General features: G+C 55.6%; 26 protein-coding genes. 14 read left to right on the forward strand and 12 right to left on the reverse strand.

What is annotated here, in order from left to right; all coding sequences use genetic code 11:
* Nucleotides 1-130: 130 nt before the first annotated feature.
* Complete coding sequence (locus tag PGR29_RS14980) at nucleotides 131-607, reverse strand: MarR family winged helix-turn-helix transcriptional regulator (protein ID WP_375372103.1); 477 nt, start codon at nucleotides 605-607, stop codon at nucleotides 131-133.
* Nucleotides 608-755: 148 nt separating this feature from the next.
* Here PGR29_RS14980 and PGR29_RS14985 point away from each other — a divergent pair, with 148 nt between their 5' ends.
* Complete coding sequence (locus PGR29_RS14985) at nucleotides 756-1,715, forward strand: nickel/cobalt transporter (RefSeq protein ID WP_087859696.1); 960 nt, start codon at nucleotides 756-758, stop codon at nucleotides 1,713-1,715.
* On the opposite strand, the gene PGR29_RS14990 is transcribed toward PGR29_RS14985, so the two are convergent.
* Entirely contained in the window at nucleotides 1,712-2,218 is a 507-nt protein-coding gene (locus PGR29_RS14990) for a MarR family winged helix-turn-helix transcriptional regulator (protein ID WP_316424778.1), read from the reverse strand. The two genes, PGR29_RS14985 and PGR29_RS14990, sit on opposite strands and share 4 nt — an antisense overlap.
* Before the next feature lie 80 nt (nucleotides 2,219-2,298).
* On the opposite strand from PGR29_RS14990, the gene PGR29_RS14995 reads away from it, so the two are divergent.
* Entirely contained in the window at nucleotides 2,299-3,165 is an 867-nt protein-coding gene (locus tag PGR29_RS14995; RefSeq protein WP_087859694.1) for an EamA family transporter, read from the forward strand.
* 112 nt (nucleotides 3,166-3,277) lie between these two features.
* Here the strand turns inward: PGR29_RS14995 and PGR29_RS15000 are convergent, their stop codons facing one another.
* Nucleotides 3,278-3,490, reverse strand: a complete 213-nt coding sequence (locus tag PGR29_RS15000; RefSeq protein WP_015369896.1) for a YdgH/BhsA/McbA-like domain containing protein — start codon at nucleotides 3,488-3,490, stop codon at nucleotides 3,278-3,280.
* 369 nt (nucleotides 3,491-3,859) lie between these two features.
* On the opposite strand from PGR29_RS15000, the gene PGR29_RS15005 reads away from it, so the two are divergent.
* Complete coding sequence (locus PGR29_RS15005; RefSeq protein WP_087859693.1) at nucleotides 3,860-4,177, forward strand: antibiotic biosynthesis monooxygenase family protein; 318 nt, start codon at nucleotides 3,860-3,862, stop codon at nucleotides 4,175-4,177.
* 21 nt (nucleotides 4,178-4,198) lie between these two features.
* A complete protein-coding gene (locus PGR29_RS15010; protein WP_087859692.1) occupies nucleotides 4,199-4,900 on the forward strand; it encodes an ArsR/SmtB family transcription factor in 702 nt (233 codons plus the stop codon).
* A gap of 21 nt (nucleotides 4,901-4,921) precedes the next feature.
* On the opposite strand, the gene PGR29_RS15015 is transcribed toward PGR29_RS15010, so the two are convergent.
* The 5 genes from PGR29_RS15015 to PGR29_RS15035 all read right to left on the reverse strand — a co-directional run bounded on the left by PGR29_RS15015 (nucleotide 4,922) and on the right by PGR29_RS15035 (nucleotide 9,429).
* Entirely contained in the window at nucleotides 4,922-5,506 is a 585-nt protein-coding gene (locus PGR29_RS15015; protein ID WP_045396712.1) for a helix-turn-helix transcriptional regulator, read from the reverse strand.
* 5 nt (nucleotides 5,507-5,511) lie between these two features.
* Nucleotides 5,512-6,216, reverse strand: coding sequence for a flagellar brake protein (locus PGR29_RS15020; protein ID WP_045396640.1), 705 nt, complete (start codon nucleotides 6,214-6,216; stop codon nucleotides 5,512-5,514).
* Between the two features lie 400 nt (nucleotides 6,217-6,616).
* A complete protein-coding gene (locus tag PGR29_RS15025; protein ID WP_316424779.1) occupies nucleotides 6,617-7,483 on the reverse strand; it encodes an aldo/keto reductase family oxidoreductase in 867 nt (288 codons plus the stop codon).
* Nucleotides 7,484-7,598: 115 nt separating this feature from the next.
* Nucleotides 7,599-8,828, reverse strand: coding sequence for an amino acid permease (locus PGR29_RS15030; RefSeq protein WP_087859690.1), 1,230 nt, complete (start codon nucleotides 8,826-8,828; stop codon nucleotides 7,599-7,601).
* Between the two features lie 139 nt (nucleotides 8,829-8,967).
* Entirely contained in the window at nucleotides 8,968-9,429 is a 462-nt protein-coding gene (locus PGR29_RS15035) for a multidrug/biocide efflux PACE transporter (RefSeq protein ID WP_087859689.1), read from the reverse strand.
* 102 nt (nucleotides 9,430-9,531) lie between these two features.
* Between PGR29_RS15035 and PGR29_RS15040 the strand changes: the two genes are divergently transcribed.
* The 4 genes from PGR29_RS15040 to araE all read left to right on the forward strand — a co-directional run bounded on the left by PGR29_RS15040 (nucleotide 9,532) and on the right by araE (nucleotide 14,538).
* A complete protein-coding gene (locus PGR29_RS15040) occupies nucleotides 9,532-10,407 on the forward strand; it encodes a LysR family transcriptional regulator (RefSeq protein ID WP_087859688.1) in 876 nt (291 codons plus the stop codon).
* A 111-nt stretch (nucleotides 10,408-10,518) separates the two neighbouring features.
* Nucleotides 10,519-11,697: an acetyl-CoA C-acetyltransferase gene (locus PGR29_RS15045; protein WP_045396653.1), complete on the forward strand. Its 1,179-nt coding sequence runs from the start codon at nucleotides 10,519-10,521 to the stop codon at nucleotides 11,695-11,697.
* Between the two features lie 366 nt (nucleotides 11,698-12,063).
* On the forward strand, nucleotides 12,064-12,825 hold the full coding sequence (gene kduD / locus PGR29_RS15050) for a 2-dehydro-3-deoxy-D-gluconate 5-dehydrogenase KduD (RefSeq protein ID WP_015703339.1): 762 nt from the start codon (nucleotides 12,064-12,066) through the stop codon (nucleotides 12,823-12,825).
* Nucleotides 12,826-13,119: 294 nt separating this feature from the next.
* On the forward strand, nucleotides 13,120-14,538 hold the full coding sequence (araE, locus tag PGR29_RS15055) for an arabinose-proton symporter AraE (protein ID WP_087859687.1): 1,419 nt from the start codon (nucleotides 13,120-13,122) through the stop codon (nucleotides 14,536-14,538).
* Here araE and PGR29_RS15060 read toward each other — a convergent pair whose 3' ends face one another.
* Complete coding sequence (locus PGR29_RS15060) at nucleotides 14,539-15,534, reverse strand: LacI family DNA-binding transcriptional regulator (RefSeq protein ID WP_087859686.1); 996 nt, start codon at nucleotides 15,532-15,534, stop codon at nucleotides 14,539-14,541. It lies immediately after the preceding gene.
* A 223-nt stretch (nucleotides 15,535-15,757) separates the two neighbouring features.
* Between PGR29_RS15060 and PGR29_RS15065 the strand changes: the two genes are divergently transcribed.
* The 4 genes from PGR29_RS15065 (at nucleotide 15,758) to PGR29_RS15080 (ending at nucleotide 20,684) form a co-directional block, all read left to right on the forward strand.
* Nucleotides 15,758-16,999 (forward strand): MFS transporter, encoded by a 1,242-nt coding sequence (locus PGR29_RS15065; RefSeq protein WP_045373827.1) that lies wholly within the window; start codon nucleotides 15,758-15,760, stop codon nucleotides 16,997-16,999.
* A gap of 18 nt (nucleotides 17,000-17,017) precedes the next feature.
* A complete protein-coding gene (locus tag PGR29_RS15070) occupies nucleotides 17,018-18,448 on the forward strand; it encodes a glycoside hydrolase family 32 protein (RefSeq protein ID WP_162750117.1) in 1,431 nt (476 codons plus the stop codon).
* Between the two features lie 108 nt (nucleotides 18,449-18,556).
* On the forward strand, nucleotides 18,557-19,912 hold the full coding sequence (locus tag PGR29_RS15075) for a carbohydrate porin (RefSeq protein ID WP_087859684.1): 1,356 nt from the start codon (nucleotides 18,557-18,559) through the stop codon (nucleotides 19,910-19,912).
* A 79-nt stretch (nucleotides 19,913-19,991) separates the two neighbouring features.
* Nucleotides 19,992-20,684 carry an aspartate/glutamate racemase gene (locus PGR29_RS15080; protein WP_026612224.1) on the forward strand — a complete coding sequence of 231 codons (693 nt, stop codon included), beginning with the start codon at nucleotides 19,992-19,994 and terminating at the stop codon, nucleotides 20,682-20,684.
* Here the strand turns inward: PGR29_RS15080 and PGR29_RS15085 are convergent.
* Entirely contained in the window at nucleotides 20,671-21,597 is a 927-nt protein-coding gene (locus PGR29_RS15085; protein ID WP_316424780.1) for a LysR family transcriptional regulator, read from the reverse strand. The genes PGR29_RS15080 and PGR29_RS15085 overlap by 14 nt on opposite strands.
* Nucleotides 21,598-21,733: 136 nt before the next feature.
* On the opposite strand from PGR29_RS15085, the gene lysA reads away from it, so the two are divergent.
* On the forward strand, nucleotides 21,734-22,996 hold the full coding sequence (lysA, locus tag PGR29_RS15090; protein WP_316424781.1) for a diaminopimelate decarboxylase: 1,263 nt from the start codon (nucleotides 21,734-21,736) through the stop codon (nucleotides 22,994-22,996).
* Here lysA and PGR29_RS15095 read toward each other — a convergent pair.
* On the reverse strand, nucleotides 22,989-23,990 hold the full coding sequence (locus PGR29_RS15095; protein ID WP_183269118.1) for a LacI family DNA-binding transcriptional regulator: 1,002 nt from the start codon (nucleotides 23,988-23,990) through the stop codon (nucleotides 22,989-22,991). The two genes, lysA and PGR29_RS15095, sit on opposite strands and share 8 nt — an antisense overlap.
* Nucleotides 23,991-24,186: 196 nt before the next feature.
* Between PGR29_RS15095 and PGR29_RS15100 the strand changes: the two genes are divergently transcribed.
* On the forward strand, nucleotides 24,187-24,666 hold the full coding sequence (locus tag PGR29_RS15100) for a GNAT family N-acetyltransferase (RefSeq protein WP_213316478.1): 480 nt from the start codon (nucleotides 24,187-24,189) through the stop codon (nucleotides 24,664-24,666).
* On the opposite strand, the gene galR is transcribed toward PGR29_RS15100, so the two are convergent.
* The gene (galR, locus tag PGR29_RS15105; protein ID WP_063416337.1) at nucleotides 24,627-25,643 is read right to left on the reverse strand and encodes an HTH-type transcriptional regulator GalR; all 1,017 of its coding nucleotides are present in this window, start codon (nucleotides 25,641-25,643) and stop codon (nucleotides 24,627-24,629) included. The two genes, PGR29_RS15100 and galR, sit on opposite strands and share 40 nt — an antisense overlap.
* Nucleotides 25,644-25,988 lie beyond the last annotated feature (345 nt).

The raw sequence follows: 25,988 nt of genomic DNA on the forward strand, positions 1-25,988 counted from the left end.
CTTGAGGGGCGTCACAAAAATAAATGAAAAATATAAGTTAAAAAAATGATAAAAAAGTGTGCGAAAAACGCAGGGGAGGGCAAAATAAAAAGAATAACCATTTATAGAAAATGGTTATTATTGCAGGGGATTAGTCATCGAGATTATGCAGAATGAGCGCCAGCACCTGATTCATCTTTTTTTCCTGCGCTGAGGTGATGCCCTTGAAGGCTTTAGCAAACACGGTTTCCGCTAACGCCCGGGCTTCGGCAACCTTGGCTTCACCGGCAGCGGTAAGTTCCGCTTCGGTGACCCGACCATCGCTGACGCTAACGTGGGTCGTGAGCAGGCCATCATCGCGCAAACGGCCAACAATTTTGGTCACCGTTGGCATCTTACTAACGGCATATTCGGTGATCCGCGAAATACTGGCGCGGTGGTACTGATGCACCAGCATCAGTACGCGAAAGCGGGAAAGGTCGATGTCGATTTTTTTGAGCTCGATTTCCATTAATTGGGTATAACGGGCGTAAACGTTAACCACCCAAAAGAAGGGAAACTCTTCTTTATGAAAGCGGCTTTCGTGGCTCTCTGGCGGGGTCGAAGAGTGAGTCTTATCCACAAGCATCTCCTTGCCTGACGACGATAGAATGTGCAGATGGTATGCGTATTTGGCGGTTATTGCAAAACGCAATACGCTGTAATAAGACCCTGCGATGCTGAGGTGATTAAGCTGACTTCGGCACAATGCGAGACCTCTAAAAGGTGACGACATTATGTTAGCCATACGTTATTTAAGCCGCGAAACACGCTTGCTGCTGGCGGGCGTGCTGGGGGTTACGCTGCTATGGGCCGCCATGACGCTGCATGCCCATTGGGGAGCGTTTATTCAGTGGTGTCTGGCGATGCAAATTACCCTGCATCGCTACCTGGTCATGTACCTGTTGCAGCTCAACGATAACCAGTACAGTGGCGGCGTCTGGCTGCTGGTTGGGGCATTTCTCTATGGCGTGCTGCACGCCATTGGACCAGGGCACGGTAAATTCATCGTCACCACGTACCTCAGTACCAACCAGGAGAGCGTGGCGGCAGCGCGGATTGTCCCGTTCCTTGGTAGCCTGATGCAGGGAGTGAGCGCCATATTATTCGTCTTTATCCTCGCGGTTGGCCTGAACCTGGCCTCTGGCGACCTTAGCGCCAGCCGCTGGTACGTGGAGAAAATTAGCGCCCTGATGATTGGCGCCTTTGGCGCATATGTTATCTACCGGGCGCTGGCAAGCCTGCGCCCGCGCAAAATGACGATTAACGCAGTGACGCCTTTGCATGGGCATGATGCACAGTGCGGCTGTGGCCATCATGGCGTTGGGCGCGAATTACACGGCGTCGACTGGAAAACTCGCCTTGGCGTCGTGCTGGCGATTGGCGCGCGTCCCTGTAGCGGAGCAATCATGATCCTGATGTTTGCTAATGCGCTGGGAATTGTCAGTTGGGGCATTGCCGCGGTGATGACCATGGCATTAGGCACCGCGCTTTCAATCCTCGGATTGTCGCTGGTGGTACGCTATGCGCGCAATCGGGCGATCAACTTGTTTATCGCCGATAGCCGTCAGCTACGCTGGCTGGTGCCGTTGGTGAAAATGATTGGCGGCGTGCTGCTCATCTTGTTTGCTACAGTGCTGTTTCTAACTGTCATCCCGGTCAGCGCCAACGGCGATTTTATTGCCGCCGGATGTTAGTCGTTTTCCAGCAGGCGCATCAATACCCGCAGCGCCTCGTCTAACTGCTGGCGTTGGGGGACGGAAAGCCCCGCCAGCAGTTGTTGCTCATTCGCCACGTGGGTGGCAACCGCCTCATCGATCAGCGCTCGTCCCTCTGGCGTTAACGCTACCAGCATGCTGCGGGCATCCTGAGGATTTGCTAAGCGGGTAATCAACCCTCGTTTTTCCAGCGCCTTGAGGCGATGGGTCATCGTGCCGGAGGTAATCATCAGTGTCGAAAAGAGCTGGGTCGGCGACAGCAGGAATGGCTCGCCGGCGCGGCGCAGCGTCGCCAGCATGTCGAACTCCCAGCGTACCAGAGAATGTTTGATGAAAGCCGTCTCAACGCGCGGCTCCAGCAGCATGGCGCAGCGTTTCAGGCGGCCGATTGGCCCCATCGGGCTGCAATCCAGATCCGGGCGCTCGCGCTGCCATTGGGCGAGAATGCGGTCAACGGCATCCGTTGGCGGTAATTTGTCCATGCGTGCTCACTTATCTTGATATCAAGATATTTATCGATACATACTTGCTACACAATTTAACTTGATATGAAGATAAAATCATGGCCTTTTTTACTCGTCATCTGGCGGTCGATCTGCTGCTGACCGCGCTGGCTCCCGCTATCTGGGGAACCACCTATATCGTTACTTCGCAGTTCCTACCGCCGGACCGTCCTTTTATCGCCGCGCTGTTGCGGGTGTTACCTGCCGGAATTGCGTTGTTACTATGGAGCCGTCAGTTTCCGCAGCGTGGTGAGTGGTGGAAGCTGATCATCACCGGAATATTAAATATCGGCGCCTTTCAGGCGTTACTGTTTATCGCCGCTTATCGTCTTCCCGGCGGGTTGGCGGCGGTGATCGGCGCGATTCAGCCGCTGCTGGTGATGCTGCTGGCCTGGTGCGTGGATCGCCAGCGTTCGCCGTGGCTGGCGGTGGTTTCCGCCTGCGCCGGGATCATCGGTATGGCGATGTTGCTGCTTTCTCCGCGCACGGTGCTGGATTCGTTAGGTATCGGCGCCGCCTTTCTTGGCGCCGTTAGTATGGCGCTGGGCACCTGGCTGTCGCGGCGCTGGGCGCTATCGTTGCCGGTCGTGGCGATGACCGGCTGGCAATTGCTGATTGGCGGGATCGTTTTACTGCCTATCGCGCTGCTGGTGGACCCGCCGCTGCATAACGTCACCCTATTACAGGCCGCTGGTTATGTCTGGCTGTGCGTAGCCGGGGCGATGCTGGCGTATGGCTTATGGTTTCGCGGTATCAGTCGATTGTCGCCGGTGGCGGTATCGGCAATGAGCCTGCTAAGTCCGGTGACGGCGGTACTGCTGGGATGGATTTTTCTCGGTCAGAGAATTGAGGGAATGGCGTTGGCGGGGCTGATTGTGGTGCTGGCGAGTGTGCTCTCTATTCAGCGCGCGCTGGCGAAACGTTGACGTGAAAAAGCCCCATGAAGGGGCTCGACATTGCCGTGTTTTTTTACGTGGCGGGAGCCAGACCAGCCGTCCTCAGACGACCTGTCCGGCAGCTCCCTCTGCGACCATTCGGTTATTTAGACAGTTCCGCCGTCATGTGTACCTGATTACCGGTATAGGCTTCGGTAATGTGGTAAGAGGCGCCCTGATCTTTAGCGATAGCAGCGATTTTTGCTTCTGCGTTGTCCAGGGTATCAGAGGTCACGCTCACCGGGTGAGCCGCAAAGCTTGCGAAAGAAACCAGAGACAGCATACCAGCAGCAGCAAGTAATTTTACGTTTTTCATGGTGTTTATCCTTTTAACTTTTATGGTGGAAAGCGTTGTGCTTTCGATGGGTTTATAATAAGTCTGCTAACTATAACGTACGTTGCAAAAAGTGCGATTTAGATCACATTTTTGTGACGGTTGCATGACTGCAAATGGAATTTTTATTGAAAAAAACTTTAAAAACAGAATGTTATATCTCATCTTCGATAATGCTAATTTCCGTTGACCTGCGTTTAAGCCTCGCCAGAATTTTGCTTGGCATTCATTGTGTGAATGGTTTGGTGGTTTTTTGGCTTTCTGTAACGGTGATACTTCGCCCGCTGGCGAAGCATTGCTAGCCATCGGCGCGCTACAGTGCTGCTTCATTCGTTACTGGAGGAAAAAACCATGATTGCGGTACTCTTTGAAGCACAGGTCACGCCAGCGCAGCAGGAACGATACCTTGCGCTGGCGGCACAGCTGAAACCGCTGCTGGAGACTATCGACGGCTTTATCGCCATTGAGCGTTTTCAAAGCCTCAGTGCGCCGGGGAAGATATTGTCGCTGTCCTGGTGGCGGGATGAGCAGGCGGTGGCGGACTGGAAGTGCAATATTTGTCATCAGGCGGCGCAGCGGGAAGGGCGGGAGTCTATTTTTGCTGATTATCAGATTCGCGTGGCGCAGGTGCTGCGTGAATATCAGATGCAGAGTCCGCGCTCTGCGTAACCGACATTAAGCGGAGGCGTTATGCTGCAACCTGCGGTTGTGATTAATGATGACGAAGCGCTGGCCGTGGCGATGGCGGCGGTTGCTTCGGCGATGGCTGACCCTTCACGAGTGAAAATACTCTGCGCGCTAATGGATGGCCGGGCATGGACAGCGACTGAGCTCTCCGTCGCGGCGGACATTTCGCCGTCGACCGCCAGCGCGCATCTTAGCCGGTTAGTCAGCAGTCGCTTACTGATCTGCCTGGCGCAAGGGCGGCATCGCTATTATCGCCTGGCGAGTGGTGATGTCGCCGGATTGCTGGAAAATATGATGACGATGGCCGGAAAAAGCGCGGTGCCGCTGGCCACACGAACGCCGGGGACGCTGCGTATGGCGCGTACCTGCTACGATCATCTGGCGGGTGAGGTGGCCGTCGCCATCTATGATTTTCTGCAACAGCAAGCGTGGCTCACGGCTAATGGCGCAGCGCTTACCGCGACGGGGGAGGCGCATTTCGCCCGCTTAGGTATTGCGTGCGATGGCGGCTCCCGCCGCAAAGCCTGCTGCGCCTGCCTCGACTGGAGCGAGCGCCGTTTTCATCTTGGTGGTGCCGCGGGCGCTGCCTTGTTGCAGTGGGGCGTGCAAAAAGGTTGGTTCATGCTGGTGCCCGGCTACCGAGAAGTGACAATTAGCGAGCCCGGTAAGCGAGCGCTGCGTCAACACTTTGGTTTGGCGCTGTAGACCCGGCAGCGGTATGCCCGTTCAGCAGTGATTCATATTGACGATTTGCTTATGCATCACCTGCGAGCTATTCATTCCCAACTTTTTCATGATGTGAATGCGATGGCTGTGCACCGTCTTATGGTCGATATTCAGCAGCGAGGCAATTCGCTTATTGTTATTGCAGGCGATAATAAGTTCCAGTACCTGCAGCTCTCTGGCCGTCAGCTTTCGCTGCGTGCGCAAATACCGGGACTGTGGGTTTTCATCCTGCGTTCTGGTAATTGCCGAAAATGCGTCTAAGGAAGATTTTTCCGTCAGGATTAACAGGTTTTCCAGATCTATTAATTCCCGGCACAGATTGGCGATATCGCTTTTTACCATCAATACCAACAATGTACAGCGCGAGAAATGAAAGCGCAGCTTGTTGAGTAATACGACCGTATCGGCAGCGGATATATCCTTGTGGATCATATTGAGGATCACCGTCTCAGCCAGGGGCGCGACGCCCCCTTGTACGATGTCCTGATAACTGGCCTGGGTGATATCCTGGTGAATATCGCTCAGATAATCGTGAATAGATTGGCCAATGATATTGTCGTCGGTGTACAGCAAGATATTGTTCAAGGGCATTAAACTCTCTTCTTCCGCTTGGCTTCCAGAATCAAATCGATCAGCGTTTTTTCTATTTTCTTCCTGTCGTCGCTGCGGCGGAACTTAAACTGACAGGAAATCTGATAGTAGTTTTCCTGATTCTTCTCTTCGCTATCCAGCGTGACCATCGCCACGTTCTTGATAACCAGATCAACGGTGATTTCGCCATATTCCGCCAGAGACAGAATGGCGTTTTTCAACGTTGAGTTGTTGGCAAGGAATTTCAGGTTTGGACTTTGCGCAATCAGCGCGCAGCCGCCATCAGAAATATCTTTGATATCAAAAGCATAGTTTTCGCCATTTTTGTGGCGGCCATGACAAAAGAAATCATTCTCATCGCGCAAACGAAATCTGGGATCTCGTCGTCTTTGTACAACCTGGATGCATTCTGGTAACGCAAATGCCACCTTATTGCTATTCTCCGCGCCGCCAGCGGAATTCTTCTGCCGCTGGGAGGTGAACTCGATCTTTCCTGAATCGCTATGCAGAATAAATTTGAATTTATTCCCCGCCGGGATTTTGCTCTCGCTGCGGATATGGAATTCGGCAAAATCGACACGCGCAATCTGAGTACTGATGCTTTTGTTATTAAAGAAAATTTCTATCTCTGTTTGCTTTCTCTGTTCCTCTCTGAAAATAGCAATGATTTCATACTTACTGGTTTTTATCGTTCCCTCTATCATGGGTAATCCTTGTTGAATCGTTACTGTGCATAGTTAATTTTTTTTACAGCAATAGCGACATACTGATTATGTTAACCAGATGTTTTTGTGAACGTTCGATGATATTGACTATCTTTGTGGCCAAATTGATTTGTATAAACGTCGAAGCCGATATTGTTTTTTCCTGTAATCAAGAGTGTTAACAAAAACCATGGAACAATACAAACGACAACAGCCTCCCAATTAGGAGGCCTAAGAAATAACGTAACTCAATGCAATTTATAAGGTTATTGCCCGGATAAGGAATCAGCAAAACCCGATTTGTAGGATATATAGTGCCAGCAGAGATGGCCTAATTCCAGCTTAATATTAAGGGGATAACCCTTTACGACAAACGCCGTAAAGGGGGGAGTTGACGCCATCAGCGGGTGATGCTATCCAGCGTCGCCAGCGCCTCGGCGGGCAGAGAAAGCGTCGCGGCGGCGAGATTTTCCCTTAAATGCGCCACCGATGAGGTGCCCGGAATCAGCAAAATATTCGGCGAGCGCTGCAGTAACCACGCCAGCGCCACCTGCATCGGCGTGGCGTTGAGCCCGGCGGCAACCTCGTTAAGCTCCTGCGCCTGTAGCGGCGTAAAACCACCCAGCGGGAAGAACGGCACGTAGGCGATGTTTTGCTGCGCCAGCGCGTCGATTAACGCGTCGTCACCGCGGTTAGCGATGTTGTATTGGTTTTGTACGCAGACGATGGGCGTCAGCTTCTGCGCATCGGCAACCTGTCTGGCGGTGACGTTACTCAGACCGATGTGACGAATCAGACCGCGGGCTTTTAGTTCCAGTAAGGTCGTTAGCGGTTCCTCCAGCGAACCTTCCACCGGGCCGTGGGTGCCGAGCATGCTGCGCAAATTAACCACCTCCAGCCTCTCCAGGCCGAGGTTACGCAGGTTATCTTCGACGGCCTGGGTGAGTTCCGCCGGCGACATCGCCGGTAGCCAGTTGCCTTTCTCATCGCGGCGGGCGCTGACCTTGGTGACGATACACAAATCATCGCCATAGGGATGCAGCGCCTGGCGAATTAGCTGATTGGTGATATGCGGGCCGTAGAAATCGGAGGTATCGATATGATTCACCCCGGCGGCGACGGCTTCTTGCAGAACGCGAATGGCGGCGTCGGGATCTTTTGGCGGGCCAAATACGCCGGGGCCGGCGAGCTGCATGGCGCCGTATCCAAGCCGGTAAACCTGACGGTCGCCTAAGGTCATGACCCCGGATAATGTTACGCTGGACATAATGACTCCCTCCGATGATAGGCAAGGAGTAAGTGTAATCCCGTCAGGGAGAAGCGATGGGCGAGAATGTTGGCAGAACGTGCGGCGACGCTGAAGGCGTCGCCGCGAGAGGGATTTAACTGAAGAACATCACCGAGACGCAGAGCAGGCCGACGATTAAGGTAATGAGATTACCCAGCGAACGGTAGGGCTTGAGCGCCGGAATGATATACGTCGACAACGTCGGCATGATGAACAGAATCATGGCGATAAGCGGGCCGCTGATGGCGTAAATCATCGAGATGGCGTTCGGATTGATAAAGCAGACGATAAAGGTCAGCGCCGAGACCAGCATAATCGACATGGCGCGGTTAAAGGCGCGGCTCTTACGAATGCCGAGCTGGCCGAGCGAGGTTTTAACGATTTCGCTGGCGCCTTCGATCACCCCAAAATAGGTGCCGAGGAACGATTTCGACATCGCGACCACCGCGACGATAATGCCGGTCACTGCAAGCCAGCCCGGCGCGCCCGGCGCCATGGAGAGCGCAGAGAGAATCGTCACCCCTTCATTACGCGCGGCTTCGATGTACGGCAGCGGAATGGACAGCAGGCAACTGAAGACAAAAAACAGCACGCTGGCGCAGATGATGGTGTAGGCCACCTTCATGATTTTTTTGCATTTACCCATGGCCAGCTCACCATATTTCTCCTGCTGATCGATAGCGAAGGTCGAAATAATCGGCGTATGGCTAAAAGCGAAAACCATCACGGGAATCGAGATCCAGATTTGGTGCCAGGTCTTTGCGTTCAGCTGCATCTGACTGGTGAGGTGTTCCGGTTGCCAGCTGCCAATCAGGTAGATGGAGAGGAACAGGAAACAGCCAATCAGCGGGAAGACGAGGAATCCCATCACTTTGATGGTCATATGGCGCCCCATCAGGAAGATCAGATTCAGTACCAGCACCACGGCGAGGCTCAGCAGAGCGCGTACCCCAGGGGTCATCGCCACGTGTCTCGCCAGTTGTTCAGCCAGCGAATTAGTGATTGCCACGGCATAGATCAGGATCACCACGAAGAAGGCGAGAAAGTACAGGCTGGTGATCAGATTGCCGACTTTTTTGCCGTAGTAATGATTGACCGCGCCGGTGATCCCTTCACCGGCCGCCACTTTTGCCGACAGGATGAATTGACACAGCGCTCTGTGCGGCCAGTAGGTTAACGGCCAGGCAACCAAAGCGGTAAGGAACAGCACGATGGCGCCGGCCGAACCGAGTTGAATCGGCAGGAATAGGGTGCCGGCGCCTACGGCAGTGCCATATAGAGCAAAACTCCATAGAGTTTCTTCTTTAGACCAAATTTTAGACATTATGCGAATTTATCAACCGTATAACCCAAAAAAAGGAGTGCAATTTACCACATTTATGAATCGTTTGCGGTGATAGTTTTCGGCGATAAATAAACCTGCGGATCGCCAAAGGGTTAGGCGATCCGCGCGATCGAGAACGTTAATTATTCGGCAGACTCTGCGGCTGGCGATACTTCAGGACGCGCACGCGCAGCGTATCCCACGCCCAGTTAAAGAACATGGTGTAGGGCAGGAAGAACAGCATAAAGCCGATTTCCAGCATAAATGCCTGCACCAGCGACACGCCGAGTACCAGCGCGACGACGGTGACGCCGATGATGATAAAGCCGCACTCAAAGCCGATGGCGTGCAGCGCGCGCACCCACAACGTACGCGCCAGTCGTGAAACCGGCCACAGACGGTCGAAGGCGGCGTTATAGATCAGGTTCCAGACCATCGCCATGGTGGCAAGCAAGATGGCCAAGCCGCCCATTTCGACCACCGATCGCTGCATTAACCAGGCAGCGGTCGGGGCCAGAATTAACGTGGCGAGGCCTTCAAAGCTCGCCGCGTGGAGTACGCGTTCCAGTAGCGTCTTACGTTGCAGGTTATTGGTTTTCATTTTGGGATACCTCGTGTTAGTTCTGTCATCCAGATTTACCCGGCATTTTATGGAAAAATGTGATAAACAAAAGATAGATTCCATCGATAAAGTAGATAGGTTATGCATTATTCTCCCGAAGCTCTCACCGCCTTTGTAGAAGCCGCTGCCAGCGGTTCGTTCTCCGCCGCCGCCCGGCGGATGCGTAAAAGCCAGTCCACCATCAGTACCGCGATTTCGAATCTTGAAACCGACCTTGGGGTGGTGCTGTTCGATCGTTCCACTCGCCAGCCGACGCTGACCGCTCAGGGCGAGCAGGTGTTGGGCTATGTGAAAGCAATACTGGCCGCCAGTTCGCGGCTGGATGAGCTTGCCCGCTCCTTATCTGGCAATACTGAACCGCGATTGACCTTCGTTTTGTCGGACACTCTGCACCCGGATGTACTGGAGAATTTGCTGGAACAGTTCGATCGGCGTTTTCCGCATACCGAGTTTGAATGTCTGATTGGCGAAGATGAAGACGTGGTGGATCTGCTGCAAAAAGAGCGCGCGCAGGTGGGGCTTATCGAAGCCAGGGACAGCTATCCGATGGAGATCGGCAGCATGCGCTTACCGTTGCAAACGGCAATGGGGATTTATGTTGCGCCGGGGCATCCGCTGGCCGGTCAGGAACGGGTTTTCTGGGATGATCTGCACGGCTGGCGTGAACTGCGTCTCAGCACTTATCTTGAGAGCGCGCCGGATCCCTCTCGCGGCCAGGTATGGTCGGCGCCCAACTATTTACTGCTGCTGAGTATGGCGGTGCAGGGCTTTGGCTGGTGTATTTTGCCCTGCGCGCTAGTGGAAGAGTTCGCCGGTAGCGGCAAGCTTAAAGCGTTGAATATCGCCGGCTGGCCGCGGTCGATCTCGGTGGATCTCCTGTGGAATAAGCGGGCGCCGCTGGGGGAAGCGGGCAGCTGGCTGCGCCAACACCTTGAAGGACAAGGCCGCGAGTCGTGATGGCGAACTTTGTGAACCTCCTCACTTTTTTTAAACAATTGCGAAATTTTTTGATAACAATTCTCTACTATAACGGCATCTATTGATGGTTCTTTGCGCAGAAGGTAAAGGATGAAAGATGTCGTGATCGTCGGCGCGTTGCGTACGCCTATCGGCTGTTTTCAGGGAACGCTGGCGCGTCACTCGGCGGTGGAATTGGGCAGCGTGGTGGTGAAGGCGTTAGTCGAGCGGAGCGGAATCGATCCGCAGTGCATTGATGAAGTGATCCTCGGTCAGGTGTTGACCGCGGGCACCGGGCAGAATCCGGCGCGTCAGTCGGCGATCCGCGGCGGGCTGCCGAATACCGTTTCGGCGATCACCATCAACGACGTTTGCGGCTCCGGACTGAAAGCGCTGCACCTGGCGACTCAGGCCATCCAGTGCGGCGAAGCGGATGTAGTGATTGCCGGCGGCCAGGAAAACATGAGCCGCGCGCCGCATGTGCTTACCGACAGCCGAACCGGCGCGCAGCTGGGCAATAGCCAGCTTATCGACAGCCTGGTGCATGATGGGCTGTGGGACGCTTTCAATGATTACCATATGGGCGTAACGGCGGAAAATCTGGCGCGAGAGTATGGGATTAGCCGAGAATTACAGGACGCCTGGGCGCTTAGCTCGCAGCAAAAAGCGCGGCGGGCGATAGACTCCGGGCGGTTTCGCGATGAAATCGTGCCAGTCGCCACCGAGCATAACGGCAGTAAACGGCTGGTGGATACCGATGAGCAGCCGCGGATGGATGCCAGCGCTGAAGGGTTAGCCAGCCTGATGCCGACCTTCGACCAGCTTGGGTCGGTGACCGCGGGTAATGCATCGAGTATTAACGATGGCGCGGCGGCGGTGATGATGATGAGCGAGTCAAAGGCCCAGGAGCTGGGGCTGCCGATTCTGGCGCGCATTCGCGCCTTCGCCAGCGTCGGCGTCGATCCGGCGCTAATGGGCATTGCGCCGGTACACGCTACCCGCCGCTGTCTTGAGCGCGCGGGTTGGCGGCTGGATGAAGTGGATTTAATTGAAGCCAATGAAGCTTTCGCCGCCCAGGCGATTTCCGTTGGCAGAGTGCTGGAGTGGGATGAACGGCGGGTTAACGTTAACGGCGGGGCTATCGCCCTGGGGCATCCGATTGGCGCGTCCGGCTGCCGTATTCTGGTGTCGCTGGTACATGAAATGATCAAGCGCGATGCGCGTAAAGGGCTCGCGACGCTGTGTATCGGCGGCGGTCAGGGCGTTGCGCTGGCGGTGGAGCGCGCATAATACGATCTCGCGCCGTCTTCGGCGCGATGTCCAACTTCCTCGCCGATCTTCTTTTCTTCGTTTTTCTCTCCGATTTTCTCTCTTCGCGGTTATTTTTCAAAGATAACCTAACTCACTGTATTTATAGCTTTTGTATAGGTTGCTAGTTCCTGGCGATGTGATCCGTTTTGCGTTTTTATCATTTTTAATCATAAAAAATGAAACGTTGTTTTAATTGTCGTTGAAAATGATTTTTCAGCGGTCTACTATGTGACCATCAGCAAAACGGAACTCTGTTTTATTTTTATGATGGGGATGCCCCAGGAGTTCTTCTTAGCCTCAGAACCTTGCCTGTGGTGAGCAGGCCGTGAAAGAAAGGAACCAGATATGATTCTTGATGCATTCTCTCTTCAGGGGAAAGTCGCGGTAGTGACCGGCTGCGACACCGGTTTAGGCCAGGGCATGGCGGTTGGGCTGGCGGAAGCGGGCTGCGATATCGTCGGTATTAATATCGTTGAGCCGACGGAAACCATCGAGCGCGTTACCGCGCTGGGGCGTCGTTTTTTGAGCCTCACCGCTGACCTGCGGCAGATAGATGGTATTCCGCAGTTGCTTGAGCGCGCGGTGGCGGAATTCGGTCACATCGATATTCTGGTCAATAACGCGGGGCTTATCCGCCGTCAGGATGCTATCGAATTCAGCGAGAAAGACTGGGATGACGTGATGAACCTGAACATTAAAAGCGTCTTCTTTATGTCCCAGGCCGCGGCGAAGCATTTCATCGCCCAGGGTAACGGCGGCAAGATCATCAATATTGCCTCCATGCTGTCGTTCCAGGGCGGGATCCGCGTGCCGTCCTACACCGCCTCGAAAAGCGGCGTCATGGGCGTAACTCGCCTGCTGGCCAACGAATGGGCGAAGCATAATATCAATGTTAACGCCATTGCCCCCGGCTACATGGCAACCAACAATACCCAGCAGCTGCGTGCCGATGAACAGCGCAGCGCGGAAATTCTCGACCGTATCCCGGCCGGTCGCTGGGGGCTGCCGAGCGATTTAATGGGGCCGGTGGTGTTTCTTGCCTCCAGCGCATCCGATTACATCAACGGCTATACCGTGGCGGTAGACGGCGGTTGGCTGGCGCGCTAACAGACATAGTCGTACAACCCGCCAACCGGCGGGTTGTTTTCTGAACAATGATCGTCCATATCATGAGGTTTAAATAATCCATACTCGTCAGTCATAGAAAATAAAATACTCGCCATACATCAGGGTTTTTTTGACGAACGGACAGCATTTTTTGCATAAGATAAAGTTTAATGTCCATCACAAAAACAATGCTACCAGCCGTTTTATCCATATCTTCGCCATCTCCCGCCTGACACCTTAGCCCTGCGATCCCGTACTTTCACTGCACGCATACTCTGTTGAGGCAGGAAAAAAATGACTTCATTGACCACCGATCCGGGTTTACTCCCCAATGCGCAGCGCAACACCCGGCGCATGAACCAGTTTGTCTCCATTGCCGCCGCGGTGGCGGGTTTGTTATTCGGCCTTGATATCGGCGTGATTGCCGGGGCGCTACCTTTCATCACCGATCATTTCGTTTTATCCAGCCGTCTGCAGGAGTGGGTGGTCAGCAGTATGATGCTTGGCGCGGCGATTGGCGCGCTGTTCAACGGCTGGCTCTCTTTCCGTCTTGGCCGTAAATACAGTCTGATGGTCGGCGCGGTGCTATTTGTGGCGGGCTCTATCGGCTCGGCATTCGCCAGCAGCGTCGAGATGCTGCTGGCGGCGCGTATTATTCTTGGCGTCGCCGTTGGTATCGCCTCTTATACCGCGCCGCTTTATCTTTCTGAAATGGCGAGTGAAAACGTTCGTGGCAAGATGATCAGCATGTATCAGTTGATGGTCACGCTTGGCATCGTGCTGGCGTTCTTATCCGATACCGCCTTCAGCTACAGCGGCAACTGGCGGGCGATGCTTGGCGTGCTGGCGCTGCCGGCGGTATTGCTGATTATCCTGGTGGTGTTCCTGCCTAACAGCCCGCGCTGGCTGGCGGAAAAAGGCCGCCATATCGAAGCCGAAGAAGTGCTGCGCATGCTGCGCGATACCTCGGAAAAGGCGCGCGATGAGCTGAATGAAATCCGCGAAAGCCTGAAGCTCAAGCAGGGCGGCTGGGCGCTGTTCAAAGTGAACCGCAACGTGCGTCGGGCGGTATTCCTTGGCATGTTATTGCAGGCGATGCAGCAGTTTACCGGCATGAATATCATCATGTATTACGCGCCGCGGATCTTCAAAATGGCCGGCTTTACCACCACCGAGCAGCAGATGATCGCCACGCTGGTGGTCGGCCTGACCTTCATGTTCGCGACCTTTATCGCGGTGTTTACCGTCGACAAGGCCGGGCGTAAACCGGCATTGAAAATCGGCTTTAGCGTGATGGCGTTGGGCACCCTGGTGCTGGGCTACTGCCTGATGCAGTTTGATAACGGTACCGCCGGCAGCGGCCTCTCCTGGCTATCGGTGGGGATGACTATGATGTGTATTGCCGGGTACGCGATGAGCGCCGCGCCGGTAGTCTGGATCCTGTGCTCCGAGATCCAGCCGCTAAAATGCCGCGACTTCGGCATCACCTGTTCGACCACCACCAACTGGGTGTCGAACATGATTATTGGCGCGACCTTCCTGACGCTGCTGGACGCGATTGGCGCGGCAGGCACGTTCTGGCTCTATACCGCGCTGAACGTGGCCTTTATCGGCGTGACCTTCTGGCTGATCCCGGAAACCAAAAACGTGACGCTGGAGCACATCGAACGCAAGCTGATGTCCGGCGAAAAGCTGCGTAACATCGGCAACTGATCACACGGATTCACGCGGCAGCCACGGGCTGGGAACCTTAATGGTATCCCGATGGCTGTCGCCGTTAATGATATGCAGGGCGCTCAGGCGGCCAATTTCATAATGCGGCAGTTGCACCGTTGACAGCGGCGGCAGGAAGAGATCGCCAATACCCACCATATTGTCATAACCCACCACCGCCACATCTTCCGGGATCCGCAAACCCTGCGCCAGCAGCGTCTGGTAGACCATAAAGGCGATGCGATCGTTGCCGCACACCACGGAATCAAACCGCGGTTTACCCTGCTCAATATGGGCCAGCAGCTGGCCGGGAATATCGCGATAGTGTTCGTCACCGTAGGTCATATAGCAGTGATCGAGCGTATCCGGATCAACCTGCGCCTCACGGCAGGCGCGTTCCAGCCCCTGTCGGCGGCGTATCGTCGCCAGATGCCTGGCCGGAAGATGCAAACAGAGCGGGCGGCGATAGCCGGCGGCCAGCAGCGCTTTCACCGCGTCGTACTGGCCCTGTTCATCATCCGGAATATAGCTGGCGACGTTCTCGTTCAGGCTTTCGCAGTTGGCTAGTACACAGGGCAGCGTCAACAATTTTGCCGGTAGCGGAACCTGGCGCAGCCCCATGGTGGTGTAAATGATGCCGTCCGGGCGATGGGAAAGCAGCAGGTCGAGAATGGCATCAGGGTTGTCATCCGAGAACATGTTGACCACAAAGCTGTTCCAGCCGTGGGCCCGCGCCGTCTCTTCGATAGAGAGCGTTATCTCTACCGAGAAAGGGGTGGTCACCGTGTCCAGCGCCAGTACGCCGATGGTGCTCGGCGTTGCCCGGGCGCCGCGAATTTTCTTCGCCGACAGGTCGGGGACGTAATTGGTCTGTTCAATCGCTGCTTGTACGCGGGCGAGCGTTTCCGCCTTCAGGCGCTCCGGGCTGTTCAGCGCGCGGGATACCGTCATCAGTGAGACGTTGGCTAGCTTCGCTACATCTTTCAGGGATGCCATGGTGATTACTCCGGTATACAACTAAGTCGCTGATGTAAAAGGATCATACGATAGTCTATCCCAGCCCGATGGTGAAGCATGGCGAGGAATAGTTGATCGCGATCTCATCTCCATTATGTTAACGTTAACTTTTGTGATTAACATCATGAATCGTCACAAAACCAGATGAGAGTTGTTTTTTGTTAACGTTACCATTTGCACATTACTCCAACACGAGAATGTCATGATGAAGACACATCACTCTCACAGCTACCCCTTACTCAGTGCCTTACTGTTTTTCTTTTTTGTTACCTGGTCTTCTTCCGGCTCGTTGCTTTCCATCTGGCTACATCAGGAGGTAGGGCTGAAAGCCGGGGATACCGGCATTATCTACGCGGTGCTGTCGGTCTCGGCGCTATTCGCCCAGATTTGCTACGGCTTTATCCAGGATAAACTGGGGCTGCGCAAAAATTTACTCTGGTATATCACCGTCTTACTGATCCTTTCCGGCCCGGCCTATCTGCTGTTTGGCTATCTGCTCAAAATCAACGTGCTGCTCGGCAGTATTTTTGGCGGCATCTATATCGGCCTGACCTTTAACGGCGGCATTGGCGTGCTGGAGTCCTATACCGAGCGCGTGGCGCGGCAAAGCCAGTTTGAATTCGGCAAAGCGCGGATGTGGGGATCGCTGGGCTGGGCGGTGGCGACCTTTTTCGCCGGGCTGCTGTTCAACATTAACCCACAGCTGAATTTCGCCGTCGCCAGCTGTTCCGGTCTGGTTTTCTTCATGTTGCTGGCGCGGCTTAAGGTTTCTTCAGCGCCGCACGCCATGCAGGAGGCGGTCAGTGGCGGTAAAGTCACGCTGGAAGACGCGCTGCGCCTGCTGACGCTGCCGCGCTTCTGGGCGCTGGTGTTTTTCGTCGTCGGCACCTGTATTTACGGCGTTTACGACCAGCAATTCCCGGTCTACTTCTCTTCGCAGTTCGCCACGCTGCATGAAGGGAACGCGATGTATGGCTATCTCAACTCATTCCAGGTGTTCCTCGAAGCGGCGGGGATGTTCTGCGCCCCGTGGCTGGTCAATCGTATTGGCGCGAAAAACGGCCTGATCTTCGCCGGCATGGTGATGGCGATGCGCATGGTGGCCTCCGGGCTGGTGGAAGGCCCGGTTCTGATCTCGATTACGAAACTGCTGCACGCCGTGGAATTGCCGGTGCTGCTGGTTTCCATCTTTAAATACAACAGCCTGAACTTTGATAAACGCCTTTCTTCCACCCTGTACCTGGTTGGTTTCGCCTGCACCAGTTCGGTTATCGCCACCGTCCTGTCGCCGCTGGCGGGCTATAGCTACGAAAAATACGGTTTCGCCGACTCCTATTTGATCATGGGACTACTGGTGTTCTGTACCACCTTCATCTCCATCTTCCTGCTGCGATCCAATAAGGCCTCTTCGGATTCGCTCATGTCGCAGCCATCCACTATCTGACTGAAAAGAGAAATGAATATGATGTATTCCATTAGTAACGCGGAGCGGGAACTGCAGACGAAAAGCGTGGATCTCAACCCGCGCTGGTATCCGCGTTATCACCTGGCGGCCCGTGCCGGCTGGATCAACGACCCCAACGGGCTGGTATGGTTCGACGGCTGGTACCACGCGTTTTATCAGCACCACCCGTATTCAAACCAGTGGGGGCCGATGCACTGGGGCCACGCGCGCAGCAAGGATCTTGTGCATTGGGAACACCTGCCGGTGGCGCTGGCGCCGGAAGGGCCGGAAGATAAAGACGGCTGCTTCTCCGGCTCGGCGGTGGTTGATGGTGATACGCTGGCGCTTATCTACACCGGCCATAAATTTCATGGCGATCCCGCTGATGAAAATAATCTGTACCAGGTGCAGTGTCTGGCGACCAGCCGCGACGGCATCCATTTTGAGCGCCAGGGGATGGTCATTGATACCCCGCCGGGGATGCACCATTTTCGCGACCCGAAAGTATGGCGTGAAGGTGAAAGCTGGTACATGGTGGTCGGCGCGCGGGTAGACGACGTCGGCCAGGTGCGGTTGTACCGTTCCGCCGACCTGCGCCACTGGCAGGATGCCGGTATTCTTGCCCAGGCCGAAGCGGGGATGGGCTACATGTGGGAGTGCCCGGATTTCTTTGAACTCGATGGTAAGCGGGTGCTGATGTTCTCGCCGCAGGGGATGGCCGCAGACGGCTTTGCCCGGCGCAATTTATTCCAGAGCGGCTACCTGCTGGGAGACTGGCAGCCGGGGCAACCTTTTGTCCGCGAAGAGGCGTTTGTTGAACTCGACAGCGGCCACGATTTCTATGCGCCGCAAAGCTTCCTCACCCCCGATGGCCGACGAATTGTTATCGGCTGGCTGGACATGTGGGAGTCGCCGCTGCCGGAGCAGCAGGACGGTTGGGCCGGTATGCTGTCGCTGCCGCGCGAGTTAAGCCTCGGCGCGAATAATCGGTTATTGATGCGTCCGGCAAAAGAGGTGGAAGGCCTGCGCCGCGACTGGTTCCCGTGGCCGGTCAGTTCGTTGAAGAATCAGCAGCTGACGATGGTAGAGCACTGCGAAACCATGGAGGTCAACCTGCATTGGGATACGGCCAATAGCTGCGCCGAGCAGTACGGTTTGAGCTTTGGCGAAGGGCTGAGGGTATATGTCGACAATCAGATGCAGCGTCTGGTGCTGGAGCGCCGCTATCCGCAATATGGTTTGTGCGGCACCCGCAGCGTTGCGTTACCGGCCGGTTCGGCGTTGAAGCTGCGGCTATTTTTCGATAGCTCATCCGTTGAGGTTTTCGTCAATGATGGCGAAGCCTGCCTCAGCAGCCGTATTTATCCTGATGCCCGGCGCCGGGAATTAGCTTTATTTTCCTGGAGCGGCAGTGCGGCATTAATTGATGGCGGAGCGTGGAATATCTAATTAAAGAGTCATTAACCAGAATCACCCGTTAGCAATCGCTGGCGGGTATTTAATATTTACCAAAATAATAAAACAATACCTTTAATATATAATAAGCAGGGTCTAACGATGAATAAAATCTGGGTTGGATGTCTTATCTCGTCTTTATTTATTCCCGCCGCCGGCGCGCAGCAAACGCTTTCGCTTGAGGAGCGCCTGGCGCAGATGGAGCAGCGCTTAAAAGCCACCGAGCAGCGTGCGCAAAACGCCGAGGCGGAAATCCGCGAACTGAAGCAGCAGGAGCGCGCGACGGCTAAAAGCAGCGCGCCAGCGCCCGCGACGGTTGCCGCGCCCGCGCTGGCGGTGAATAAAGATGTCGATTTAAAATTTTACGGTGATGTTGAATTTAATATGGATGGCGCCAGCCGAACCGGCAGCCTGACCTCGGTAAAAACCAGTGCGAATAAAAACTGGGCGCCGGGGGATAAAGAACGTTGGGATATCAATGGGCGTATTTTGTTAGGGTTCGATGGCTTACGTAAAGGCGCTAATGGTAAATATTCCGGCTTTAGCGTACAGCCGCTGGCGGATATGACCGGAAAAATGAATCTTGATGATGCCGTATTTTTCTTTGGTCAGGAAAATGACTGGAAAATAAAAGTGGGGCGTTTTGAAGCCTACGATATGTTCCCGCTGAATCAGGATACGTTTATTGAATACTCTGGTAATACCGCCAACGATCTCTATAGCGACGGTTACGGTTATATCTACATGATGAAAGAGGGGCGCGGGCGTAGCAGCAGCGGCGGTAATTTCCTGCTGAGCAAATACCTCGATAACTGGTACTTTGAGCTCAACACGCTGGTGGAAGACGGCAGTTCGCTGTTTGTCGATCAAAACTACCACGGCAACGCGCTCGATAATCGTAAAAACGTGGTCTACGTGCGGCCGGTGGCGGCCTGGCAGTCCGGGCCGTGGTCGGTGGCGGCGGCGGTTGAGAGCAATCTGGTGAACAATGCTTATGGCTATCAAAACCAGAATGGACGCTGGGTCGATCAGTCCAGCCGTACCGGTTACGGTCTGACGATGAGCTGGAATACGCTTAAAACCGATGCCGAAGATGGCATGGTGGTGAATCTCAGCACCGCTTATCTGGACGCGGCGGATGAAGAGGATTTCAGCGCCGGTATTAACGCGCTGTGGCATCGCGTCGAGCTGGGATATATCTACGCGCACAACAAAATCGACCAGTTCAACATGGCGGGGGTCAGCGGCGAGTGCGATGGCGACTGCGCGATTCTGACGCCGGGCCGCTATGACATCCACACGATTCATACCTCCTGGCAACTGCCGAATATCATGGATATGCCGAACTTTAATATTTATCTCGGCGCCTATGCCTCATGGCTGGATTCGTCGGCCCAACAGGGCGGGAACGCCGACGAACGCTATGGCGCGCGCGTGCGCTTTAAATATTTCTTCTGATGTGGCCGCCGCCCAACAGCAACAGTGGAAAGTTATCGGCAGGTTTGCTTCACTGGAGCAAACCATAAAGGAGCAGATAATGAAAACCATCGGCCTGCTGGGCGGCATGAGCTGGGAATCCACCATTCCCTATTACCGGTTAATTAATGAAGGCATTAAAGCGCGGCTCGGCGGCCTGCATTCCGCCAGCCTGTTGCTTCATAGCGTTGATTTTCATGAGATTGAAGCCTGCCAGTCGGCAGGGGAGTGGGATCGCGCCGGCGAGATCCTCGCCGCGGCGGCGCTGGGGCTGCAGCAGGCCGGCGCCGAGGGCATCGTGCTGTGCACCAACACCATGCATAAGGTGGCTGATGCGATTGAAGCCCGCTGCGAGGTGCCGTTCCTGCATATCGCTGACGCCACCGGGCGGGCTATCAGCGCTAAAGGCCAGCGTCGGGTCGCGCTATTGGGCACCCGCTACACCATGGAGCAGGATTTTTATCGCGGCCGTCTACAGCAGCAGTTTGCCATTGAGACGCTGATCCCGCAGGCCGAAGATCGGGCGCGCATCAATCAGATTATCTTTGATGAGCTGTGCCTCGGCACCTTTAGCGACGCCTCGCGCGACTATTATCTGCAGGTCATCGAGGCGCTGGCGGCGCAGGGGGCGGAAGGCGTTATCTTCGGCTGCACCGAAATCGGCCTGCTGGTACCGGAAACGAGTAGTCCGCTGCCGGTATTTGATACCGCGGCAATCCATGCCGCCGACGCGGTGGAATTTATGCTCTCTTAAGTACCGCCGCCAGCGGCTGTTCGATACGCGGCAGGCTGGTTTGCAGATGCTGGACAAAGGCGTCGACCAGCGCGGAACCGGGGCGATGTAGTGGGCGGATTAGGCTGACGGTAAAGGGCACATCGACGCTGAAGCGCCGCACCACCACGCCGCTCTCAGCGTAGTCGAGGGCGGTGAGCGGGTTAACCACCGAAATGCCCGCACCAGCGCGCACCAGCGCGCAGATCGACGCCGCGCTGTGGGTTTCCACCACCATCCGTCTTTTCACCTGGTGCTCCATAAATAGCGCATCAAGCAGCTGACGATAGCTGTCGGTGCGCGACAGGCTGATATAGTTTTCACCGTGGAAGTCGGCGGGGGTGAGTTCGGTTTTCGCGGCCAGCGGGTGATCCTGTGGCAGCACGCAGACTTCATTTAAGGTCAGCAGCGGCGTGCGCTCGGTGCCGGCCGGCGTATGCAGCGTTTCCGTTAACCCTAAATCGTGGCGCTGGGCGGACAGCCACTCCTCCAGCAGCGGCGACTCCTGCGGCACGATCTGCAGGCTGACGTGCGGATAGCGCGCGAGGAATGGTTGTAGCAGCAGCGGCAGAAATGACTGCGAAAAGACCGGCAGACAGGCTATCGACAGCTCTCCCTGGCGGAATTCGCGCAGGCTCTCCGCGGCGCTAACGATGCGATCGAGCCCGTACCACGAGCGCTGTACTTCTTCAAACAGTCGCAGCCCCTGGACCGTCGGCTGCAGACGGCCGCGGGCGCGGTCAAACAGCTTTAAGCCGAGTACTTTCTCAAAGCGCGCCAGTTCACGGCTGACCGTCGGCTGCGAGGTGTGCAGCATCCGCGCCGCTTCGGTCAGGTTGCCGGTGGTCATCACCGCGTGGAAAATCTCAATATGGCGTAAGTTGACGGCAGGCATGGGCGGCTCCCGGTTAGCATCAGATAGCCATATCATTTTCGCATAGACTCGCGACAAAACGATATTTTTTATTCTCTTCCCGCTGTGGCGTAATCGGAAAAAACATCGACAAACACACGCACGCACCGGAGTCCTTATGCCACGCTCGCTGAACGCCACCGATACCGATCTGACCGCCGACAATCTACTGCGCCTGCCCGCTGAGTTCGGCTGCCCGGTATGGGTCTATGACGCGCAGATTATCCGCCGCCAGATTGCCCAACTTAGCCAGTTTGACGTAGTGCGTTTTGCGCAGAAGGCCTGCTCCAATATTCATATTCTGCGTCTGATGCGCGAGCAGGGCGTGAAGGTGGATTCGGTGTCGCTTGGCGAGATCGAACGCGCGCTGGCGGCAGGTTACGATCCCGTGCAGCATCCGGACGATATCGTCTTTACCGCCGATCTGATCGATCGCGCGACCCTCGAGCGGGTGAAAGCATTACAGATCCCAGTGAATGCCGGATCCGTGGATATGCTTAGCCAACTGGGTGAAGTCTCGCCGGGCCACCGCGTCTGGCTGCGGGTCAATCCAGGATTTGGCCACGGCCACAGTCAGAAGACCAATACCGGCGGTGAAAACAGCAAACACGGTATCTGGTTTAGCCAACTGCCGCAGGCGCTGGAGGTGATTCGCTGCCATTCACTGCAGCTGGTCGGCATCCATATGCATATCGGCTCCGGCGTCGATTACGGCCATCTTGAGCAGGTGTGCGGCGCGATGGTGCGCCAGGTGGTGGAGTTTGGTCAGGATCTGCAGGCGATCTCCGCCGGCGGCGGTTTATCGATCCCCTATCACGAAGGCGAAGAGGCGATCGATACCGATCACTACTTTGGCCTGTGGAATGCCGCGCGCGAGCAGATCGCCAAACATCTGGGGCATCCGATAAAGCTGGAGATCGAACCGGGGCGTTTCCTGGTGGCGGAGTCCGGCGTGCTGGTATCGCAGGTGCGTAGCGTGAAAGAGATGGGTAGCCGCCACTTCGTGCTGATCGACGCCGGCTTTAACGATCTGATGCGCCCGGCCATGTACGGCAGCTATCATCATATTACCGCGCTGGCGGCGGACGGGCGCGACCTGAGCGGCGAACCGCAGCTGGAAACCGTGGTCGCGGGGCCGCTGTGCGAATCCGGCGACGTCTTTACCCAACAGGAGGGCGGTAAAGTGGAAACTCGCCTGCTGCCGGCGGTGGCGCCGGGGGATTACCTGGTGCTGCACGACACCGGCGCCTACGGCGCATCGATGTCTTCAAACTACAACAGCCGCCCGCTACTACCGGAAGTGCTGTTTGATACCGGCAGCGCGCGCCTGATTCGCCGTCGCCAGACCATTGAAGAACTGCTGGCGCTGGAGCTTATTTAAAGAATGGCCCCGTCGTCACCGATTCACGCAGTACCAGCGTACCGGTGAACGGCGGGATGGTTTCGATCGGCTGTTCGTTGGCGAGCTTAATCGCCTGGTCGATGGCGGTGGTAATCATATTGTCGATCGGCAGATAAACCGTTGATAATCCCGGCTCCAGCCACTTCGCGCTAGGAGCGTCGTCAAAGCCGAAGAGCGATACGTCCTGCGGAATGCGCAGCCCCGCCTGATATAGCGCTTTCGAGGCGCCCAACGCCATATCATCGTTACAGGAGAAGAGCGCGCTAAACGGCGTTTTCTCTTCTAATAATTCCCGACACAGCTCATAACCGCGGGTCATCGTTGAATCGCCGTATTTGACCCGCGCCGGTTCCCACGCAATTCCGTGTTTTTCCAGCGCGCTGCGGTAGCCCGCCAGGCGCGCTTTACCCGTTGGGGTATGCATCGGCACGGTCAGGCAGGCGATATCGCGATGCCCCTGGGAAATCAGATAGTCGACGGCCTGAAACGCCGCTTCCTGCTGTTCAAAGAACACGCAGCGTTCCCGCGCCTGGCTAACATCGCGATTGATCACCACCAGCGGCGTTTCAATGGTTTCGATAAGCGACATGATTTTCTGTTCGCTCATATGGCGGGTGTAGAGCACGATGGCGTCACACTGACGGTCGGCCAACATTTGCACCGCTTCTTCTTCCCGCTCGGGCGCATCGTGGCCATCGGTGACGATAAGCTGCTTGCCCCAGGCTTCCGTTTGACGCGAGGCCTGCTGCAGTAAGCGGCCAAAGTAAAAACCGTCGAATGTCGATACCACCAGGCCAATGCTGTTGCTGGTGCGATTCGCCAGCGAACGGGCGAGAAAATTGGGTCGGTAGCCCAGCTCTTCCATCGCTTTGAAGACCTGTTGACGGGTACTCTCTTTTACCTGACCTGTGCCGTTCAACACGCGGGAAACCGTCGCTTTCGAGACGCCTGCGCGTATTGAGACATCCAGCATTGTTGCCATTCGTCGATTCCTGATAACCGGTGATAGGGCGCAGTTTATCACAGTCATTCAGAGGGATATGAACCTGACGACGGCAAAGACTATCGCGATCACGCTTTTTGCGGAAATCCTGTTGAAGGCATTTTCAGACCCTTGATGCGCGGGCGGGCGCGGCGCGCTAGAATTCATCGATTCACAGGGGGAAAAAATGCAGATTCAACCGTTGTACGCCGCGCCGCAGCATGGGCCGCAGGTGGCGGAGTGGCTATGGCAGGCTTTTGCCGGCGATGCCTTACCGCAGGCGTTTTTTAGCAGTATTGTTGAACATAGCCAAACGCCGGGGGCGCTGCCGCTGACCTTTATCGCCACCGAAGGCGAGGCGCTGCTGGGGACCGTAGGGCTGTGGCGTTGCGATTTGCTCAGCCGTCAGGATCTGTTTCCCTGGATGGCGGCACTGTTTGTCGCCGAAACGGCGCGCGGGCAGGGGCTGGCTGGGAAGCTGCAGCGGCACGTCATCGACTATGCCCGCCAGTGCGGTTATCCGCAGCTTTATCTCTATTCCGCCTGCCGCGACTTTTACGAACGCTTTGGCTGGCGCTATATCGGCGAGGGCCTGGATTACCCGGCCACCGCCGTGAGCCTGTACCGCTACGACTTGTCACTTTCCGCGGGCGTTATCACTGAGTGACGGCGCACCAGCGTCGGGCTAAAGAGGTGAGTGATTTCCGGCGCCGGGCGCTGTTCCGCCAATGCCAGGGCCAACTCCGCCGCCTGGGTCGCCATGGTGACGATCGGATAACGCACGGTGGTCAGGCGCGGGCGCACGTAGCGCGAGATCAGCACGTCATCGAAGCCAATCAGCGAAATTTCCTGCGGCACCTCGATACCGTTATCGTTGAGCACCCCCATTGCGCCTGCGGCCATTGAATCGTTGTAACAGGCGACGGCGGTAAAGTTTCTGCCGCGGCCTAATAGCTCGGTCATCGCCAGCTCGCCGCCGCTTTCGTCAGGCTCGGCGAAGGTGACCAGCCGGTCATTGACGGGCAGGCCGCTCTCTTTCAGGGCATCGTAATAACCTTGCAGCCGGTCTTCGGCATCGGAAATCGCGTGGTTAGAGCAGATATAGCCAATGCGGCTGTGGCCCTGCTGAATCAGATGGCGCGTCGCCAGCCAGGCGCCGTAGCGGTCATCGAGCGCCACGCTACGCTGTTCGAAACCCGGCACGATGCGGTTAATTAACACCATGCCGGGGATCTGTTTCATCAGCCCCGCCAGTTCGTCGTCGGGGATCATTTTAGCGTGCACTACCAGCGCCGCGCAGCGGTGGCGGATCAGCTGTTCAATTGCCTGACGTTCCTTTTGCACATTGTGATAGCCGTTGCCGATAAGCAGAAAATTACCGGTGCTGTAGGCCACCTGCTCGACGGCTTTAACCATCGCGCCGAAGAAGGGATCGGAAACGTCGCCCACCACCAGACCGATGGTTTCCGTCGACTGCTGCGCCAGCGCGCGGGCGTTGGCGTTGGGGTGGTAGTTCAGCGTTTCCATCGCCGCCGTTACCGACTGACGAGAGGCTTCACTCGCTTTTGGCGAGTTGTTGATAACGCGTGAGACGGTAGCGACGGAGACTCCTGCGAGTCGGGCTACATCCTTAATTGTCGCCATACCGGACCTTTTTTAGGGTAAGCGTTTACATAATAGTTATGTTACGGGAAAGCGCAGCAGATTCAAGGCTACAGCTATTCTGGTTGATACAAATGTGACGCAGACAAGGATTAGCGGTGACAAAGTTACACAGCACAATGCGTGGGATGCAACGGTGAAAAGAGAATTCTCATCTTTGCTTACACTTTGCGATTAGCTGTTGCGAATGTTCGCTGGTTTCGTTGAGTGATGCATTGATACTCTGGCTATCCCAGAGGTATTGATAGGTGGAGTCAACGTCACGTTGACCACTTAATTACACCAACCTGCGCAGATGCGCAGGTTTTTTTTTGCCTGTCATTCAGC

The organism is Klebsiella sp. 141203, assembly GCF_032601985.1.
Classification (GTDB): Bacteria; Pseudomonadota; Gammaproteobacteria; order Enterobacterales; family Enterobacteriaceae; genus Klebsiella; species Klebsiella aerogenes.